Source organism: Brevibacillus sp. SYP-B805, from assembly GCF_011059135.1.
Lineage (GTDB): Bacteria > Bacillota > Bacilli > Brevibacillales > Brevibacillaceae > Brevibacillus_F.
In genome coordinates this window covers 363,636-380,376 of record NZ_JAALGD010000002.1, presented here as the reverse complement: position 1 = coordinate 380,376, position 16,741 = coordinate 363,636, and the positions used below count along the sequence as shown (strand labels likewise).

The 16,741-nt window shown below is 58.6% G+C and carries 16 protein-coding genes and 1 other annotated feature; of the genes, 12 read left to right on the top strand and 4 right to left on the bottom strand.

The window, feature by feature from the left end:
• The first annotated feature begins 97 nt into the window (after window positions 1-97).
• Window positions 98-333: a binding site (T-box leader), on the top strand.
• Between the two features lie 41 nt (window positions 334-374).
• The 5 genes from pheS to larB all read left to right on the top strand — a co-directional run bounded on the left by pheS (window position 375) and on the right by larB (window position 6,095).
• Window positions 375-1,409 (top strand): phenylalanine--tRNA ligase subunit alpha, encoded by a 1,035-nt coding sequence (gene pheS / locus G3578_RS04560; RefSeq protein ID WP_165209142.1) that lies wholly within the window; start codon window positions 375-377, stop codon window positions 1,407-1,409.
• Between the two features lie 15 nt (window positions 1,410-1,424).
• The gene (pheT, locus tag G3578_RS04555) at window positions 1,425-3,848 is read left to right on the top strand and encodes a phenylalanine--tRNA ligase subunit beta (protein WP_165209139.1); all 2,424 of its coding nucleotides are present in this window, start codon (window positions 1,425-1,427) and stop codon (window positions 3,846-3,848) included.
• An 89-nt stretch (window positions 3,849-3,937) separates the two neighbouring features.
• Entirely contained in the window at window positions 3,938-4,201 is a 264-nt protein-coding gene (zapA, locus tag G3578_RS04550; RefSeq protein ID WP_165209136.1) for a cell division protein ZapA, read from the top strand.
• Window positions 4,202-4,474: 273 nt separating this feature from the next.
• A complete protein-coding gene (gene larE / locus G3578_RS04545) occupies window positions 4,475-5,347 on the top strand; it encodes an ATP-dependent sacrificial sulfur transferase LarE (RefSeq protein WP_165209133.1) in 873 nt (290 codons plus the stop codon).
• A complete protein-coding gene (gene larB / locus G3578_RS04540) occupies window positions 5,340-6,095 on the top strand; it encodes a nickel pincer cofactor biosynthesis protein LarB (RefSeq protein WP_165209130.1) in 756 nt (251 codons plus the stop codon). Before larE ends, larB begins: the two co-directional genes overlap by 8 nt.
• Window positions 6,096-6,136: 41 nt before the next feature.
• Here the strand turns inward: larB and G3578_RS04535 are convergent, their stop codons facing one another.
• A complete protein-coding gene (locus G3578_RS04535; protein ID WP_165209127.1) occupies window positions 6,137-7,051 on the bottom strand; it encodes a DMT family transporter in 915 nt (304 codons plus the stop codon).
• A gap of 158 nt (window positions 7,052-7,209) precedes the next feature.
• Window positions 7,210-7,584, bottom strand: coding sequence for a phage holin family protein (locus G3578_RS04530; RefSeq protein WP_165209124.1), 375 nt, complete (start codon window positions 7,582-7,584; stop codon window positions 7,210-7,212).
• Window positions 7,585-7,738: 154 nt separating this feature from the next.
• Between G3578_RS04530 and G3578_RS04525 the strand changes: the two genes are divergently transcribed.
• The 6 genes from G3578_RS04525 to G3578_RS04500 all read left to right on the top strand — a co-directional run bounded on the left by G3578_RS04525 (window position 7,739) and on the right by G3578_RS04500 (window position 13,078).
• A complete protein-coding gene (locus G3578_RS04525; protein ID WP_165209121.1) occupies window positions 7,739-10,093 on the top strand; it encodes an endonuclease MutS2 in 2,355 nt (784 codons plus the stop codon).
• Window positions 10,094-10,112: 19 nt separating this feature from the next.
• Window positions 10,113-10,523 (top strand): DUF350 domain-containing protein, encoded by a 411-nt coding sequence (locus G3578_RS04520; RefSeq protein WP_165209118.1) that lies wholly within the window; start codon window positions 10,113-10,115, stop codon window positions 10,521-10,523.
• A gap of 24 nt (window positions 10,524-10,547) precedes the next feature.
• Window positions 10,548-10,844 carry a 2Fe-2S iron-sulfur cluster-binding protein gene (locus G3578_RS04515; protein WP_346773954.1) on the top strand — a complete coding sequence of 99 codons (297 nt, stop codon included), beginning with the start codon at window positions 10,548-10,550 and terminating at the stop codon, window positions 10,842-10,844.
• A 76-nt stretch (window positions 10,845-10,920) separates the two neighbouring features.
• Entirely contained in the window at window positions 10,921-11,082 is a 162-nt protein-coding gene (locus G3578_RS04510; RefSeq protein ID WP_165209115.1) for a hypothetical protein, read from the top strand.
• Window positions 11,083-11,100: 18 nt separating this feature from the next.
• Window positions 11,101-12,399: a nucleotide sugar dehydrogenase gene (locus G3578_RS04505; RefSeq protein ID WP_165209112.1), complete on the top strand. Its 1,299-nt coding sequence runs from the start codon at window positions 11,101-11,103 to the stop codon at window positions 12,397-12,399.
• Window positions 12,400-12,532: 133 nt separating this feature from the next.
• The gene (locus tag G3578_RS04500) at window positions 12,533-13,078 is read left to right on the top strand and encodes a GNAT family N-acetyltransferase (protein ID WP_165209109.1); all 546 of its coding nucleotides are present in this window, start codon (window positions 12,533-12,535) and stop codon (window positions 13,076-13,078) included.
• Between the two features lie 114 nt (window positions 13,079-13,192).
• Here G3578_RS04500 and G3578_RS04495 read toward each other — a convergent pair whose 3' ends face one another.
• Together G3578_RS04495 and G3578_RS04490 are read right to left on the bottom strand one after the other, a co-directional pair.
• Window positions 13,193-14,017 carry a M55 family metallopeptidase gene (locus G3578_RS04495; RefSeq protein WP_165209106.1) on the bottom strand — a complete coding sequence of 275 codons (825 nt, stop codon included), beginning with the start codon at window positions 14,015-14,017 and terminating at the stop codon, window positions 13,193-13,195.
• 30 nt (window positions 14,018-14,047) lie between these two features.
• Complete coding sequence (locus G3578_RS04490; protein WP_165209103.1) at window positions 14,048-15,226, bottom strand: glycosyltransferase; 1,179 nt, start codon at window positions 15,224-15,226, stop codon at window positions 14,048-14,050.
• Window positions 15,227-15,350: 124 nt separating this feature from the next.
• Between G3578_RS04490 and G3578_RS04485 the strand changes: the two genes are divergently transcribed.
• Complete coding sequence (locus G3578_RS04485) at window positions 15,351-16,730, top strand: glycosyltransferase family 4 protein (RefSeq protein ID WP_165209100.1); 1,380 nt, start codon at window positions 15,351-15,353, stop codon at window positions 16,728-16,730.
• Window positions 16,731-16,741: the final 11 nt, after the last annotated feature.

The following is a 16,741-nucleotide window of genomic DNA, read 5'->3' as shown; positions in this document are numbered from 1 at the left end:
CTGACGTGATATCATTTTGTCGATACTCGCGCTGTGCCGGCCGGTTTGCCAAAGCAGCGTCCTTACGGTATAATTTACCTACATTTTCATATTATAAAACATTGCGTTGACGGAGACTAGTAAGCCAGACCCATAGTTTTGACAGGGAGGGGGTGCCAAAGACTGAGAGCATCTCCATACTATCCTGGCCGAATTCCCTCCCGAGCTGTCCCCTGAACCATTTCTCCCGGGAATGCAGTAGGGGCGACCGGGTGTTCCCGTTACCAACATGTGAGGTGAGGCCCGTATCGTGGGCCTAAATAGGGTGGTACCGCGAGCAAACTCGTCCCTTTGGGGGAACGGGTTTTTTATTTTTTTCAAAGGAGCGATGAGGTGTGCAGGCACGATTACAGGAAATGAAACAATCCGCCCTGGCACAGATCAGCCAGGTGGCGGACGCCCAGGCGCTGCAGGAGCTGCGCGTCAAATATTTGGGCAAAAAGGGCGAGCTTACCGAGATCCTGCGCGGCATGGGAAGCCTCTCCGCGGAAGAGCGGCCCATCGTCGGCCAGTTGGTCAACGACGTGCGCGAAGCTCTGGAACGCGCGCTGGGCGAGAAGCAGGAAGAGCTGGAACAGGCGGCTCTCAGGGCCAAGCTTGCGTCCCAGCAGATCGATGTGACGCTGCCGGGACGTCCCGTACCGGCAGGCACGATGCATCCGCTGTCCCGCATCATTGAACAGATCGAGGACATTTTTATCGGCATGGGGTTTGAGGTGGCGGAAGGTCCCGAGGTGGAACTGGATCACTTCAACTTCGAGATGCTGAATCTGCCGAAGGATCACCCGGCCCGCGACATGCAGGATTCGTTCTACATTACCGACGACATCCTGCTGCGAACGCATACGTCGCCGGTGCAGGCGCGGACCATGCTGAAGAAGGAAGGCCGGACGCCGGTGAAGATCATCTGTCCCGGCAAGGTGTACCGGCGCGACGATGATGATGCGACCCACTCCCATCAGTTCACGCAGGTGGAAGGCCTAGTGGTGGACAAAGGCATTCGCATGAGCGATCTGAAAGGGACGCTGCTCTCGTTTGCCAGACAGATGTTCGGGCCGAATCAGCAGATCCGGCTGCGGCCAAGCTTCTTCCCGTTTACAGAGCCGAGCGCCGAGGTGGATATTCAATGCGTGATCTGCGGCGGCGAAGGGTGCCGGGTGTGCAAACATACCGGATGGATCGAGATCCTTGGCTCCGGCATGGTTCACCCGCGGGTGCTGCAAATGGCCGGCTACGATCCGCAAGAGGTGAGCGGATTTGCTTTCGGAATGGGAGTGGAGCGGATTGCCATGCTGCGTTACGGCGTGGAGGATGTCCGCCATTTCTACACCAATGATGTGCGCTTCTTGCGGCAGTTCAACCGTGGTTAGGAGGGAAAGGAAACGATGAAGGTATCCTATCAATGGCTGTCCGATTATGTCGACTTGTCCGATATCACCCCGCATGAGCTGGCGGAGAAGCTGACGCGCAGCGGGATTGAAGTGGAAGCGGTGGAGCCGCGCAACCTGGGGGTCTCCCATGTGGTGGTGGGCTATGTGAAGGAACGGAGCAAGCACCCGGATGCGGACCGGCTGAGCGTCTGCATCGTGGATGCGGGCCAGGGAGAAGACCTGCAGATCGTCTGCGGCGCGGCAAATGTCGCACAGGGGCAAAAGGTGCCGGTCGCTCTGCCGGGAGCCAAGCTGCCGGGAGGGATTGTGATCAAGCGCTCCAAGCTGCGCGGCGTGGAATCCCAAGGGATGATCTGTTCCGCCAAGGAGCTTGGCATCAACGACAAGCTGCTGGCCAAGGATCAGCAGGAAGGCATCCTGGTGCTGCCGGATGAGGCGGAAGTCGGGATGGATGCGGTCACCTATCTCGGCCTGGACGACTATGTGCTGGAATTGGGCCTGACTCCCAACCGCTCCGATTGCCTCAGCATGATCGGCGTGGCATACGAAGTGGCCGCCATCCTGGGCAGGGAGGTGAAGCTGCCGCGCATTGAGGTGGTGGAAGACGGCGGGGAGAATCCCGTCACCGTCCAGATTGAAGCGAAAGACCATTGCTACCGGTATGTCGGCAGACATTTCACCCATGCGCAGATCGGTTCCTCGCCGCAGTGGATGAAAAACCGGCTGATGGCGGCAGGTGTGCGCCCGATCAACAACGTGGTGGATATCACCAACTATGTGATGCTCGAATACGGGCAGCCGCTGCACGCGTTCGATGCGGCCAAGGTAGCCAACCGCTCCATCGTGGTGCGGCTGGCGGAGCCGGAAGAGAAGCTGGTGACGCTGGATGATCAGGAGCGAACGCTCGACGGCGAAACCCTGGTGATCGCGGACCCGGAAAAAGGGCTGGCCATCGCCGGCATCATGGGAGGCGCCAACTCGGAGATCGTTCCCGACACGACGGAAATCATCCTGGAAGCGGCCTATTTCACTCCCCGTTCCATCCGCCGCTCTGCCCGCATGCTGGGGATGCGCACGGAGGGGTGCGTCCGCTGGGAAAAAGGCGTCGATCAGTCCCGTGTGGCGGAAGCGGGCGAACGGGCGGCCATGCTGATCCAGCAGCTGGCGAAAGCGACCGTCTCCCGTGGAGTGGCGAGCGCTGTGGTGCAGCAGGCGGAGCCGGTGACGATCGCCATCACGCTGGAGAAAATCAACGGCCACCTCGGCACGTCCTTGACGGCGGAAGAGGTGTCGGCCATTTTTGACCGTCTGCAATTTGCCTATGAGCAGACCGGCAGCGCCTGGCGCGTCACGGTGCCGACCCGCCGGGGGGACATTGCCCTGCCGGAGGATCTGATCGAAGAAGTGGCCCGGCTCTACGGCTATGACAACATCCCCACCAGCCTGCCGGAGGGAGAAACCGTGCAGGGGGGCCTGACACCGGAGCAAAAGCTGCGGCGCACGATCCGCCATCATCTGATCGGCCTTGGCATGGCGGAGGCCATTTCCTACGCCCTGGTTCATCCCAGGCTGAATGCGGCGGTGGCCGGACTCCATGAAGGGGAGCTCAAGCCGATCCCGCTGGCGATGCCGATGAGCGAAGACCACAGCGTGCTGCGCACCGGGCTGCTTCCCAGCCTGCTGGAGACGCTCACCTACAACAGGAACCGGCAGAATCACGACCTGGCGTTCTTCGAGCTGGGACACGTCTTTTTAAGCGCGGAAGAGAAGCTGACCCGGCTGCCGGAAGAGCGTTTCTACCTGGGCGGGGTGCTGACAGGCCAATGGGTTCCGCAAAACTGGCAAGGAGTGAAACAGCCTGTCGACTTTTTCCTGGTAAAGGGGATCGTCGAATCGCTGCTCTCCCGTCTGGGCATTGCTGACGCCGTGTACCGGCCGGCAGCCGATCTGACGGGCATGCATCCGGGCCGCACGGCTGAGGTGACGGTGAACGGGAAGAAGATCGGCTTCTTCGGTCAGCTGCATCCGCAGACCGAAAAAACGTACGATCTGGAGGAGACGTATGTCTTCCAGTTCGACGTCGCCCAGCTGGCCGCCTTGTCGACACCGCTCATCAACTATGCGCCGCTGCCGAAATTCCCGGCTGTGACGCGTGACCTGGCGCTGGTGGTGGACCGCGCCACGCCGGCGGCAGCGCTGGCGGAGACGATCCGGGAAGCGGCCGGCGACCTGTTGGAATCGCTCACCCTGTTCGATGTGTATACAGGCGAACGGATTGCGGCCGACAAGAAAAGCATGGCCTTCTCGCTCGTTTATCGCCATCCGGAACGCACCCTGCAGGATGAAGAAGTGCAGGAAGTAACCTCCCGCGTCATCCAGGCCCTCGCGGAAAAAACGGGAGCCGAGCTGCGCGCGTAGGGACTTCAAACCGGAAAATCTTGACGAAATCTGTCATTTTCAGTAACCTGAGAGAGACGAAGTATCGTCAGTTGAGGGAGGAAACCTTGGTGCAGGGTGACGGGAAGAATCGGTTAACGGTGGAGATATTCGGGCAGCAATATCGGCTCTGCGGCAGGGCGAGCGTAAGCCATATGCGGATGGTGGCGGGGCATGTCAACGACAAGATGACTGAGATCGCCCAGCACAACCCGCGCCTCGATACCGCCAAGATTGCCGTGTTGAGCGCCGTCAACATCGCTGATGAATACTTTCGCCTGCGTCAGGAATACGAGGAACTGCTGAAGCTGCTGCAGGAAGACGCAAAAGGCTGAAGGCTGTCGGGAATAGAACATGGAGAAGAGAGGCGGACGTGCGCCTCTCTCTTCTTTTCGTGCGATAAGAATTGATAAGTTGGGGACTCCGGTTTCGCCGCGTAGAATGGGTTCGGGGCCCCGCCCGGCGCAGTTGTTCAGGGGTCCCCGAAAAGTACTCGGAATAAGCTTCGCAGGCCAACTTCACTTTTTGGGGTTGAGCCCAGCTTATGCCGGGTGGGTTATTTAGTGATATAATGAGAGTCGTGCGTAACTGGAAAGGGGGAACTGCAGATGGCGGCACTGTCGAAGGAGCAGTTGGTCGAGCAGGCAAGCCGTTTGACGATACAGGAAAAGAATGCAAAGCTGGGAGAGCTTCTCCGCGAGTTGGGCACCGTGATTGTCGCGTTTTCCGGAGGGGTGGACAGCACCTTTCTGCTTGCGCGGGCGGTGCAGGAACTGGGGGATCGGGCAATCGCCGTGACGGCCTCCTCGGAAACGTTTCCCACGCGCGAGTTTGAAGCGGCCAAGCAGCTGGCCAAGCAGCTGAATGCGCGCTTTTACACCACGGAGATCCGGGAGATGGAGAACCCCAATTTTGTTGCCAATCCGGTAAACCGCTGTTTTTACTGCAAGGACGGCTTGTATCAGCATTTGGGGGATTTGGCGGAGCGCAATGAATGGAATGGCGTGATTTGCGACGGGGCCAACATGGACGATCTGGGCGATTACCGTCCGGGGCGCGTGGCCGCTGCGCAGCGCGGGGTCCGCAGCCTTCTGCAGGAAGCCGGTTTGTACAAGGAAGAGATTCGGCAGCTGTCCAGGGAGATGGGGCTGCCGACGTGGAACAAGCCGTCGTTTGCCTGCCTGTCGTCCCGGATTCCGTACGGCTCGGAGATTACGTTGGAAAAAATCGACCAGATCGACCGGGCGGAAGGATATCTTCTGAGCCTCGGCTTCCATCTGGTGCGCGTGCGCCACCATGACACCATCGCCCGGATTGAAGTAAGTCCCGAAGATTTCCCCAGGATTGTGGAAAAGCATGCCGAGATCAACCGCACGCTGCAGGAGATCGGTTTCCAATATGTGACGCTTGATCTGTTCGGGTACCAGACAGGCAGCCTGAATGCGATGCTGGGATCGGATGTGAAAGCGCAGCATGGCTGATCTCAGAAGAGTGCTGGAGGATGTGAGAAACGGCCGGTTGAGCGTGGAGGAAGCGGAGGAGCTGCTGACGGCGGTGGGCGACCTGGGGTTTGCGGCGCTCGATCTGAACCGGCAGGAGCGAACCGGTTTTCCCGAAGTCGTCTTTGCGGCAGGCAAGACGGTTGAACAGCTGGTCGCCATTTTTCAACGGCTGATGCAGCATCAGGATGTGGTGCTGGCGACGCGTGTCTCCAACGGGCAGGCGGAAGCCCTGGCCGCGGCCATCCCCGACATCCGGGTGGATCAGGAGGCGGGAATTGCCCTGTGGAGCAAAGAACCGCTCGTTCCCGTCCGACCGGGGTATGTGGCGATCGTGACGGCTGGAACCTCCGATTGGCGGGTCGCGCAGGAGGCGGCATGGACGGTGCGCTGTTTCGGCAGTGAAGCCCGCGTCATTGCGGATGTGGGCGTGGCGGGCATTCACCGTCTGTTCAACCGGCTTGCCGAGATCCGGGAGGCGGCGGTGATCGTATGTGTCGCCGGGATGGAAGGGGCTTTGGCAAGCGTGGTGGCGGGGCTCGTTGACAAGCCGGTGATCGCCGTCCCGACCAGCGTCGGGTATGGCGCCAACTTCGGCGGCCTCTCCGCGCTGCTGACCATGCTGAACGCTTGCGCCACCGGCGTGGCGGTGGTCAATATCGACAACGGATTTGGGGCAGGCTATCTGGCCGGCATGATCCATCGGATGGCGGCTCCCGGATCGGCATAAACCGCAAGAGGCTCACAGCGCGTGAGCCTCTTTTCCATGCGTCAGGTCTGCTGCTCGCGCGCTTCTTTCTGCTGACTGGCAAGGAAAGCCGGCAGCGGCAGCTCCGAGATGAGGAAAATGCTGCTCAGAATGACCGCTAGACCTGCCAGCGTGCCAAAGGTGACCTGCTCGTGCAGGAAGAGTACGCCCCAGATGACGCCGAACAAGGGGATCAGGAAGGTAACGCTCAGGGTTTTTGTCGGCCCTACGCTGGCAATCAGTTGGAAGTACAGCAGGTAACCGATGGCGGTACAAAACAGGGCCAGCCCGAGGACGGAGAAAATGACGACGGCAGAAAGGTCAGAAGCGGCAACCGGCAGGTCCCAAACCGCAAGCGGAAGCATGAGAACCGATGCCCCCATCTGCTGCCCAGCCGCGACGGCGAGCGGCGATTGGTTCTGAAAGGCTTTCTTGGCATAAACCCCCGCAAAGGCGTACGACAAGGTCGAAAGAATCGAAAAGAGTACGGACATTATCACCTCTCGCGTCAAGGGGAGGGAACTCCACCCGACCAACACCGCAACGCCGCTGATCCCCAGCATGATGCCCGCCCATTTTCGCGCCGTCAACCGCTCTTTCATCCAGATACCGGCAACGCACGCGGTAAACAACGGCGTCAAAGAGTTGAGAATGGCGGAGAGGGAGGCATGCAAATGCAGGGCGGCTGTCGCGATGAGGGAAAACGGGATCGCTGCATTCAATGCCCCGATGATCAGATACTGCTTCCAGTATTGCCGAAAGGCTGCAGAGCGTCTGGTCCCCCACAACAGAAGCAGCAGTGCGACGCCTGCAAGGGTGACACGCCCTTGAATGGTGAGAAACGGCCCCAGGACGGGCGCAGCGATTCGAATGAACAAAAATGATGCTCCCCATAAGGCGGCCAGTCCAAACAGCGCCAGTACATCTTTTGGTTTCATGGCATCCTCCCCCGTTGTCGTCTTTCTCTCTCTTTTTTTACCACAGAGATCGCCGTTCAATCATTCGACATGTTGCCGTGCAATTCTCCAAAAGAAAAAGGGATCATCCGTCCCTTGGAAGCGAAGGATCATCCCTTCTTGCACCCGGCTGGGCTTTGTCAGCTCTCCTGGCGATTGCCTGCATCGCCGTTGCGCATATCCATATGCGTTTTGATCGGGATAAACAGGTCGATGATCCCGATCACCAGCGAGGCAAGCAGCGCACCCAGAACGGTAACCCGAAAGCCGGATACGAAAAACTGGGTGACGTAAATGACCACGGCGCTGACCAGAAAACCGACGATCCCGCGATTATACGGAGAGATCCTGTCTCCAAACAGCGCTTCCACACCCCAGCCGATCGCAGCGATCACGAGGGCGGCAATAAGCGCAGTCCAGAAGCTGCTGACCGTGAAACCGGGAACCAGAAAACCGACAAACATCAGCACGATGGCCGCTACGATAAAGCGGACGACGTGACGGAGAATCGTCATGGCAGTTCCTCCTTGTAAATTGGGTTTATTAACATTCTGCGCACCGGCAGTGAAAGTATGTAAACGAACGCATGTCAAATTATTCTTCTCCTCCCCGGCATGCTATAATGAAGGGAATGAACGCATGTATGCAAGGATTTGAAGGAGGATCATTGTGGAAGTACGGGTGTTGAAAACCCTGGAGTATGACAAGGTGATCGCTTTGCTGGTGGACAAGGCGACATCCGTCCTCGGCAAGGAAAAGGCGGAAGAACTGCTTCCCTTTACACATATCGAACAGGTGCGGCTGGCGCAGCAGGAGACGGGGGAAGGGGCGACGGTCCTGCGCCTGAAAGGTAGCGTGCCGCTGGGAGGGATTCGCGATATCCGCGGGCCTGTTCAGCGGGCGCGGCTTGGCTCGATGCTCGCCCCGCAGGAACTGTTGGATGTGGCAAGCACCGTCTTCGCCGGCCGGCGGTTAAAAACCTTTCTCCTTGATCTGTGTGAGGATGAGCCCCTTCCCATCATTCAGGGGAAGGCGGAGCGGATCGAGGGGCTGCGGGAGCTGGAGACGGAGATCAAGCGCTGCATCGATGACAATGGCGATGTGCTGGACAGCGCCAGCCCCGAACTGCGCCAGATCCGGCAGGAGATCCGCCAGCTGGAAGCCCGCATCCGCGAAAAGCTGGACCAGATGATACGCTCGTCCAGCTATCAGAAGATGCTGATGGACAGCATTATCACCATCCGCGGCGACCGCTATGTGATCCCGGTGAAGCAGGAGTACCGCCACGTGTTCGGCGGGATCGTCCACGACCAGTCCGCATCCGGCGCCACGCTGTTCATCGAGCCGGAAGCGATCGTGGCGATGAACAACAAGCTGCGCGAATACCGGTTGAAGGAAGAGCGGGAAGTTGAGCGCATCCTGTACCAGCTGACGGAGCTGGTAGCGGCCCAAGTGGAGCCGCTCCGGGAAAACATCGAGGCACTGGCGGAGCTGGATTTCATTTTTGCCAAGGCGCAGCTTGCCAGCAGCATGAAAGCGATCGGCCCGAAGCTGAATGAGCGCGGCTACATTCGGCTGAAAAAAGCCCGCCATCCCCTCATTCCCCACGACGCGGTGGTGCCGATCGATGTGGAACTGGGCGGCGATTATACCGCCATCGTCGTGACGGGTCCCAATACGGGCGGAAAAACCGTCTCGTTGAAAACGGTGGGCCTGCTGTCGCTGATGACGATGGCCGGTCTGCATATCCCGGCGGAAGAGGAGAGCGAAATGACCGTCTTCTCCTCCATTTTCGCCGATATCGGGGATGAGCAGTCCATTGAACAAAGCTTATCCACCTTCTCGAGCCACATGACCAACATCATCCAGATTCTGAAGACGATGGATGAGCGCAGTCTGGTCCTGTTTGACGAGTTGGGCGCGGGCACCGATCCGACGGAAGGGGCGGCGCTCGCGATGGCGATCATCGACCATGTGATCGACAGCGGTGCGCGCCTGATCGCCACTACGCATTACAGCGAGCTGAAAGCATACGCCTACGACAGGCCGGAAGCGATCAATGCCAGCGTGGAGTTTGACGTCCAGACGCTCAGGCCCACCTATCGCCTGCTGATCGGGGTGCCCGGCCGCTCCAATGCCTTTGCCATCGCGCGGCGTCTCGGATTGTCCGAGGAGATTATCGCCCGGGCCAAGGCATCGATCAGCGACGAGGAGAATCAGGTCGAATCCATGATCGCGTCGCTGGAACGCAACCGAAAAAAAGCGGAGCAGGAGCGGCAGAGCGCCGAAGCGCTGCGCCGGGAAGCGGAGGATCTGCGCCGCCAGCTGGAAGAAGAGCGCGCCCGTTTCGCGGAGGAGAAGAATCGCCTGCTGGCGAAAGCCGAGGAAGAGGCCCGCATCGCCGTTCAGCTGGCGAAGGAGGAGGCGGACGCGGTCATCCGCGAGCTGCGGAGCATGATGGCGGAAGGCGTGGAAATCAAGGAGCACCGCCTGATTGCGGCCAGGAAACGGCTGAACGAAGCCGTGCTGGAGCTGGAGAAGGAAAAAGTGAAGAAACCGGCGAAACCGGCGCGCGCTGGACAGATCAAACCGGGGGACGAAGTGATGGTGACCAGCTTCGGGCAGCGCGGCACGGTGCTGGAGAAGGTATCGGGCCAGGAGTTTCTGGTGCAGATCGGCATGATGAAGATGAAGGTGAAGCAGGACGACATGCAGGTCGTCAAACCCGTGAAGACCGAGCCTATGGTCAGCTATACCGCGGTCAAGCGGAGCCGCGGCAGCGTCAAGATGGAGCTGGATCTGCGCGGGTACAACGTGGAGGACGGCATTCGGGAGATCGACCAGTATCTGGACGAAGCGCTTCTGGCCGGGCTGCATACGGTCTCCATCATCCACGGGCATGGGACGGGCGTCCTGCGCAAAGGCGTGCATGACTATCTGCGCAGCCATCGCCATGTGAAATCGTTCCGCCTGGGAGGACAGGGCGAAGGGGGCGTCGGCGCCACGATTGTGGAATTGAAATAACTGCGGGGGAGGCAGAGGTATGGCCAGCCTGTTGAGCAATCCATATATCGCGACGACCGCTTACTATGCGGTGACGGGACTTGCGATGATCCTGTTTCTCACGGTTTTTGAGCTGGTTACCCGCTACAATGTGATGGAGGAGATCAAGAACGGCAATCTGGCCGTAGCCATGGCGACGGGCGGCAAAATATTCGGCGTAGCCAACGTGTTCCGCTTTTCCATCGAGCATCACGACAGCATCGGACGGTCGCTGATCTGGGGATCGTTCGGCTTTCTCCTGCTCCTGATCAGCTATTTCATTTTTGAATTCATGACACCAAGCTTTCGGGTGGATGAGGAGATCGCCCGGGATAATCGGGCTGTCGGCCTGATAGCCATGGTGATCTCGATCGGTTTTTCCTATGTGATCGGGGCCAGTTTGTCGTTATAGACGCTCAGGCGGGGAGAGGATATCGTGGAGGCGGACAGCCGGATTGCAGTCAGCGTGATGGTGGGGAACGAGTGCAGGAAGCTGGAGGTAAAGCCAGGGGAGAATCTGCTGCTGGCGATGGTGGAAGCCAGCCTGCCCGTAACGTTCATGTGCACCACGGGAAAATGCGCCACATGCCGCTTGCGGATGGAGATTCCCGACGGCTCCGCGGCGCCGCCGAGCGGGACGGAACGCTACCGGCTGGGGGAGCAGGCGGTTCAGCAGGGGTGCCGTCTTGCCTGTCAGGTGTTTGTGCAGGGGCCCCTTACCGTTTACTTATGAAAGGCCCATTGCTATAATTAACAGTTGGTTGATACCGGCTTGTCGTCAGGGACAGGCGAGGAAGAGGGGGATCACCTTGGAAACGCTGTACAAGGTGCTGCTTGTGTGTTGTCTCTTGTTTTTTGCCGCAGGTGTGGTGTATGTGCTTTACTTCCTGCCGAAGGCGTCTGCCGCCCCAGCCGCCGTCCTGCCTGCCATGAACAGCGGCATTGAATGCGCAGGGAACAGACTAGAATAAGTGAAAGAGGAGATTCAGATGACACAACCCGTAAGTGTCGCCGTCATAGGCCTCGGTTTTGTGGGACTGCCGCTGGCGTTAACCTATGCCATGAAAGGGGCTCGCGTGATCGGTGTGGATGCGCTGCCGGGTCTCGTGGAGGAGATCAACAGCGGCCATTCGCACCATTTAGAATCATACCAGGGAAAAACGCTGGCGGAAATCCTCCGGGAGCAGATTGCGGCGGGACGTTTCCGCGCCACGACTTCCTACGAGGAAGCGGCCGGAGAGGTGAGCAACTATATCGTGACGGTCGGCCTGCCCGTGCATAACGGCGATCCGGATCTGCGGCCGCTCAAAAGCTGCGCCCAGACGCTCGGCAAAGTGCTGAAAAAGGGAGATATGGTCATGATCCGCAGCACCGTAGTGCCGGGAACGACGGAAGAGGTGCTGAAGCCCATCCTGGAAGAGGCAAGCGGTCTTGCAGCCGGAAGCGATTTTTACCTGACCTACTGCTCCGAGCGGATCGCGGAAGGGCGTGCCTTCGAGGAATTTATCCGCATGCCGCTTGTCCTTGGCGGAATCAACGAGGCAAGCGCCGAGAAAGGGAAAGAGCTGCTGTCGTTTATCAGCGAAGCGGAGATTACCCTGTCCGACATCCGTGTGGTGGAAACCGCCAAGGTGATTGAAAATATCCAGCGCGATGTCAACATCGCCATGGTGCAGGAGTTTGCCCGTTTTGCCGAAACATTCGGGATCGATACGTTTGAGCTGATCAAAGTGGCTAACACCCATACCCGTGTCAATCTGCTCACCCCCGGTCCCGGAGTTGGCGGCTTCTGTCTGCCCAATGCCCTCCATTACCTGCAGCCCAAAGCCAACGAGCTTGGCGTGCCGCTGCCCCTGCTGCAGCTGGCGCGGCAGATCAACGACGGCGTGCCGCGGGTAATCGCGGGCATGCTGGAGAAGGCGCTGCAGGAGGTTGGCAAGCCGCTGGCCGGAAGCCGGGTGGCAGTCCTCGGGCTGGCCATGAAGGATTTTTCCAACGATGACCGCGTCAGCCCCGTGCATCAGCTGGTCGCGGAGCTGCAGGCGCGCGGCGCGGACGTGGTGTCGTATGACCCGGCCGTTCCCCGCCGCTATGAGCACAAGGTGGATTCGCTGGAAGAGGCGGTACGGGGAGCGGACGCTCTCCTGCTGACCGCTGTGCAGCAGGAATTTGTGGACGCCGACTGGCTGTCGCTCGTGGAAAAGATGGGCAAATCCCCTGTTCTCTTTGATACGAAAAACCGCATTCCGCGCCATGTGGACGAGAAAGTAACCGTGGTGCGCATCTAAGCAAAAGGAATGGATAGAGGTCAGAACACAACTGATGCTCTATCCATTTTTTTGATTCGCATGCCCTTGCCTGTCCCAAGACGTTCATGCTTTTCACCGCGGAGGATGGCGCCGAACAGGAATGGAGGATATCATGATCATCAACAAACGGGAATTTTGTGTAAATGGGATCAGTTATACTATTAGATCTGCAATGGAAAAAGATGCAAAAGAACTGTCTGAATTAAGAGTACAGATTGATGGAGAGACCGAAAATTTGGACAGGGAAAAAGGGGAGGCGTTCATCGATATACCAGCATTTGAGCGGATGATCAAAATGGATGCGGAGAAACCGAGAAACTTGTTTCTGGTTGCTGTCGTTCATGATCGGATTGTCGGGTTTTCAAGATGCGAAGGAATTTATTTAAACAGATTCTCGCATAAAGTAGAGTTTGGTGTCTGCGTATTAAAAGACTATTGGGGATATGGGATTGGGAAAAATCTGTTAAAGGAATCCGTTTCGTGGGCTGACTCCAACGGCATTAAAAAAATGACCTTGAGTGTTTTGGAAACAAACGAGAAAGCCATTAACCTGTATAAAAGGTTTGGCTTTGAAATCGAAGGGATATTAAAAAACGACAGAAAGCTTGCCGACGGTAAATACTACAACACCATAATGATGGGAAGATTTCATGAATGATATCGTAAAAGGAACAGCCCCCCTATGGTAACATCGGTTATCCATAGGGGGTTTCTCCAATGTCTACGATAAGGCGTGCAATTCACGTCGGATTTTTCATGAATGGTTGGCTGTTTAAAAAAATTCGGCGGTTCCGGCAAGATTAAGCATCGCCCGCATGGTCTTGTACATCTCGCGGGGGTCTTCCACCAGGCAGGTAACTTCCGTGGTGCCCGGACGGAGGGAGGCCCCGGGAATGATTGCCGCCATCTCCGCCTGGCCGGTATGGGCGAACTCGATGGTAAGCTCGAGAGGCAGGCTTACCTGCAGCGGCTTGATTTCCCGCACGCGGGCAAGCGCCTGCTGGGTCGCCTGGCGCAGGAGATTGGCGCTCGCGGCAGGCGGCAGACAGATGGCGGAGGTGCGGGAGGTTGCCGTTTTCACGACCGCTGTGGAGATGGCAGGGATCAGTTCCTTGGCTTCCTGCGCGATCTGATCGTCTCCCGAAACCAGGCAGACCGGGACGCCGTAGTGGCCGGCATAGATCGCATTGAAGCCAAATTCCCCGACGACCCGGCCGTTGATGTACATGTTCTTGATTGCGCCGGACATGGTGTGGCTTAACACACCCGGCATGCCGTGGCGGGAATGGTACCCCAGAAAGAAGGCGGCGTCAAAGGTGCTGTCGAGCCCCTGCATCATCGAATGGTCGCGGGGGGAGCCGCACAGGAGGGTGGCGCCGGGATGCAGCTCTTCGATCAAAATGTTGTTCATCTTGTGGTGGCTGTCCGCCACCACGATTTCGGTCGCGCCCGCAGCCAGCGCCGCTTCCACAACCGCGTTCACATCGGCGGTCATCAAGCGGCGACCGCGCTCATAATTGTTCGCTCCCGGATTGCAGTAAGAGGGATCGATGATGCCGGTGGAGCCTTCCATGTCGGCGGAGATAAACAGTTTCATTGCCTTCGACCTCCTTATAAAAGCGCCGGATCACGGGGAGCCGGTGCTGGTTGCCTCTTGTTTCGTTGGCATGTCGCGCAAAAGAGCGTGGTACAAGGCGAGCGTCCGATCCGCCATCTGCTCGATGGTAAACGTCCGTTCCACCAACTGCAGGGCTTGTGCGGTCAAGCGGGTGCGCAGGTCCGCATCGGCGGCGAGCCTGTGCATCGCATCCGCCAATGCCCGCGCATTGCCGGGCTCGACAAGCAGGCCGGTCTCTTCCGGCTTGACCAATTCTTTCACGCCGCCCGCATTGGTGGCGACCACCGGGATCTCCGACGCCATCGCCTCGATGATCGTATAGCCCAGCCCTTCATACAGGGAAGAATGGACAAATGCATCAAAAGCATGCAGACACGTCGGGATGTCGCGGCGGAACCCGGCAAAGGTGACCAGCGGCAAGATGCCAAGCTCCTCCGCCTGTTGCTGCAGGGTCATTCTTTCGGGACCGTCCCCCACGAGCACCAGGCGGTAAGGGCGGGACGTATTTTCCTGAAGGAACAGCGCGAACGCCTGAAGCAAAAAAGAGAGCCCTTTGACAGGGACCAGCCTGGCGACCGAGCCGAACACGAAGGCGTCGGGATCGATTCCCCATTCCGCGAAAAGGCGCGAGCGGTCGTCCGCCCTTCTCTCCCTCTGGCGGAACGGCCCCATGTCAATGCCGTTGTAAATCAGGCTGATCGCCTGGGGAGGAACGCCTTCTTTTCGCAGGATCTCGCCGATCGCATCGCTTACGGCAATGTAATGGTTGTTCAAGCGGCGCGTGCTCCGCTCCATCAGCGAGACAATCAGGTAAGCGAGCGGATTGACATAATCGTAACGCAGGTTGCTGTGCACGGTCGTGAGCAATGTGCGGCAGATGCCGCGGGCGGCCAGGCGGGAGAAAAAGTTGGCTTTCACGCCGTGGGTATGTATGATGTCAGGCTGATATTCCTGAAATGTCCGTCTCAGTCCGCTGACCAGACGCAGGTCAAACCGGCCGTAGCGGGTCAACGCCGCAACAGGAATCCCCGCTTTGCGCAGCTGGGCGGCGAATGCCGAATCATAAAAACAGACGACCCCCACCTCCAGCGCATCTTTCGGAAAGGAGGAAAGCAGGTTGAGGATATGCTGTTCAGCGCCGCCGAATTCTCCTCCGCCGATCACGTGGAGGATGCGTAATTTCTTCATGTTGATCCACCCGAACCTTTCCAACAAGCCATTTTCACTATAGCAGATGGCTCATGGATTCGCAATAACACGGGACTTGTGGTATGGTTAACAATGAAGTTTGCACGACGAGGAAGGAATTAACATGACAAAGACGCGGAATGTACTGATCATTGCCTATATATTCCCCCCCATCGGAGGAGGCGGCGTTCCCCGCCCGCTGAAAATGGCCCGGTATCTGGGCGACTTCGGCTGGGGGGTTCACGTGCTGACGGCCGATCCGTCGTACCACGCCACCCTGGATCACACGCTGCTGGCCCAGGTGCCGGATGAGGTCGTCATTCATCGGGCCAAGGAGTTCTCCCTGCTTCCCGTCCCTGCCCCGAAAGCGGCCGCGCAGGGCGGAGGCAGTCCGGGCGAGCCGGGGCGGCCATCCCTCGCCGCCCGGATGAAGCGAATGGTGATCAACGGGCTGAAAAAAGTGAAGCCGTACCTGTTGATCCCGGACGATCAGATTCTCTGGTACCCGCAAGCCCTGAAAAAAGGGCGGGAAATCATGCGCAGCCATCGCATCGACGCCATCTTTTCCACGTCGGGGCCTGTCACCAATCATCTGGTGGCGGGCAGGCTTGCCAAAGAGTTTGGCTGCCGCTGGATTGCCGACTTCCGGGATCCCTGGACGCAGAACATGCACCGCACCGGCATTGCGTGGCGGGAGCGGCTGGAGGAGCGGCTGGAGGAGCGGGTGATGACGGAGGCGGACGCCATTACGACCGTGACCGCCACCTTTGCCGCCAACTTCAAACGGAAATATGGCGAGCGCATCCGCCGCCTGGAACTGATCTACAACGGATTTGACCGCGCCGATTTTGCGGATCTGGAGCCTGCGTATGCGGAGGAAGGAAAATTTCATGCCGTCTATGCCGGGATTTTGTACCAGAAGCGGAATCCCCGTCTGCTGCTTAGGGCCATCCGGGAGCTGATCGATGAGGGGATGGTGGAGAGGGACGATCTGCTGCTCAGTTTTGCGGGTGTCTTTGATTATCCCGGTTATTCGGAAAATACGGATTGCGTGCGGGAATTGGGCTTGTCCGACATCGTGCGCATCGTGGGGAATCTGCCGCACAAGGAAGCGCTGCGGCTGATGAAAAGCGCGGATGTGCAACTGCTGATCGGGGACGTCTCTCCCGACGCAGGGGCGTATATTCCGGGGAAACTGTATGAATACATGGGCATCGGCAAGCCGATCCTGGCGCTCAACATGGCAGGGGAAGCGACCGAGATTATCCAGCGCTTCCGGTTGGGTCAGGTGGCGGATCCGACCGACAAGGATGCGATCAAGGGAGCGTTCCTGCGGCTTTACCGCGAATGGAAAGCGGGCAGAGAAGAGGGGCAGGCGGATGATGCCAGCCGTGACGCCGACTTTTTCGAGCGGGTGAAGCCGTATGAACGCAGGGAACAGGCGCGCCAGCTGGCGTCCCTGCTGGACGAGCTGACCGCCCAACCAAAGAACGGAAATATGTGAAAGGAGCCCGG

Excerpts from the sequence above, each read along its gene's own strand:
- G3578_RS04500 (WP_165209109.1), top strand. The coding sequence starts at position 12,533 with ATGATCATCAACAAACGGGAATTTTGTGTAAATGGGATCAGTTATACT.
- G3578_RS04505 (WP_165209112.1), top strand. The coding sequence starts at position 11,101 with ATGACACAACCCGTAAGTGTCGCCGTCATAGGCCTCGGTTTTGTGGGA.
- G3578_RS04485 (WP_165209100.1), top strand. The coding sequence starts at position 15,351 with ATGACAAAGACGCGGAATGTACTGATCATTGCCTATATATTCCCCCCC.
- G3578_RS04490 (WP_165209103.1), bottom strand. The coding sequence starts at position 15,226 with ATGAAGAAATTACGCATCCTCCACGTGATCGGCGGAGGAGAATTCGGC.
- larE (WP_165209133.1), top strand. The coding sequence starts at position 4,475 with ATGGCGGCACTGTCGAAGGAGCAGTTGGTCGAGCAGGCAAGCCGTTTG.
- pheT (WP_165209139.1), top strand. The coding sequence starts at position 1,425 with ATGAAGGTATCCTATCAATGGCTGTCCGATTATGTCGACTTGTCCGAT.
- G3578_RS04520 (WP_165209118.1), top strand. The coding sequence starts at position 10,113 with ATGGCCAGCCTGTTGAGCAATCCATATATCGCGACGACCGCTTACTAT.
- G3578_RS04535 (WP_165209127.1), bottom strand. The coding sequence starts at position 7,051 with ATGAAACCAAAAGATGTACTGGCGCTGTTTGGACTGGCCGCCTTATGG.
- larB (WP_165209130.1), top strand. The coding sequence starts at position 5,340 with ATGGCTGATCTCAGAAGAGTGCTGGAGGATGTGAGAAACGGCCGGTTG.
- G3578_RS04530 (WP_165209124.1), bottom strand. The coding sequence starts at position 7,584 with ATGACGATTCTCCGTCACGTCGTCCGCTTTATCGTAGCGGCCATCGTG.
- G3578_RS04495 (WP_165209106.1), bottom strand. The coding sequence starts at position 14,017 with ATGAAACTGTTTATCTCCGCCGACATGGAAGGCTCCACCGGCATCATC.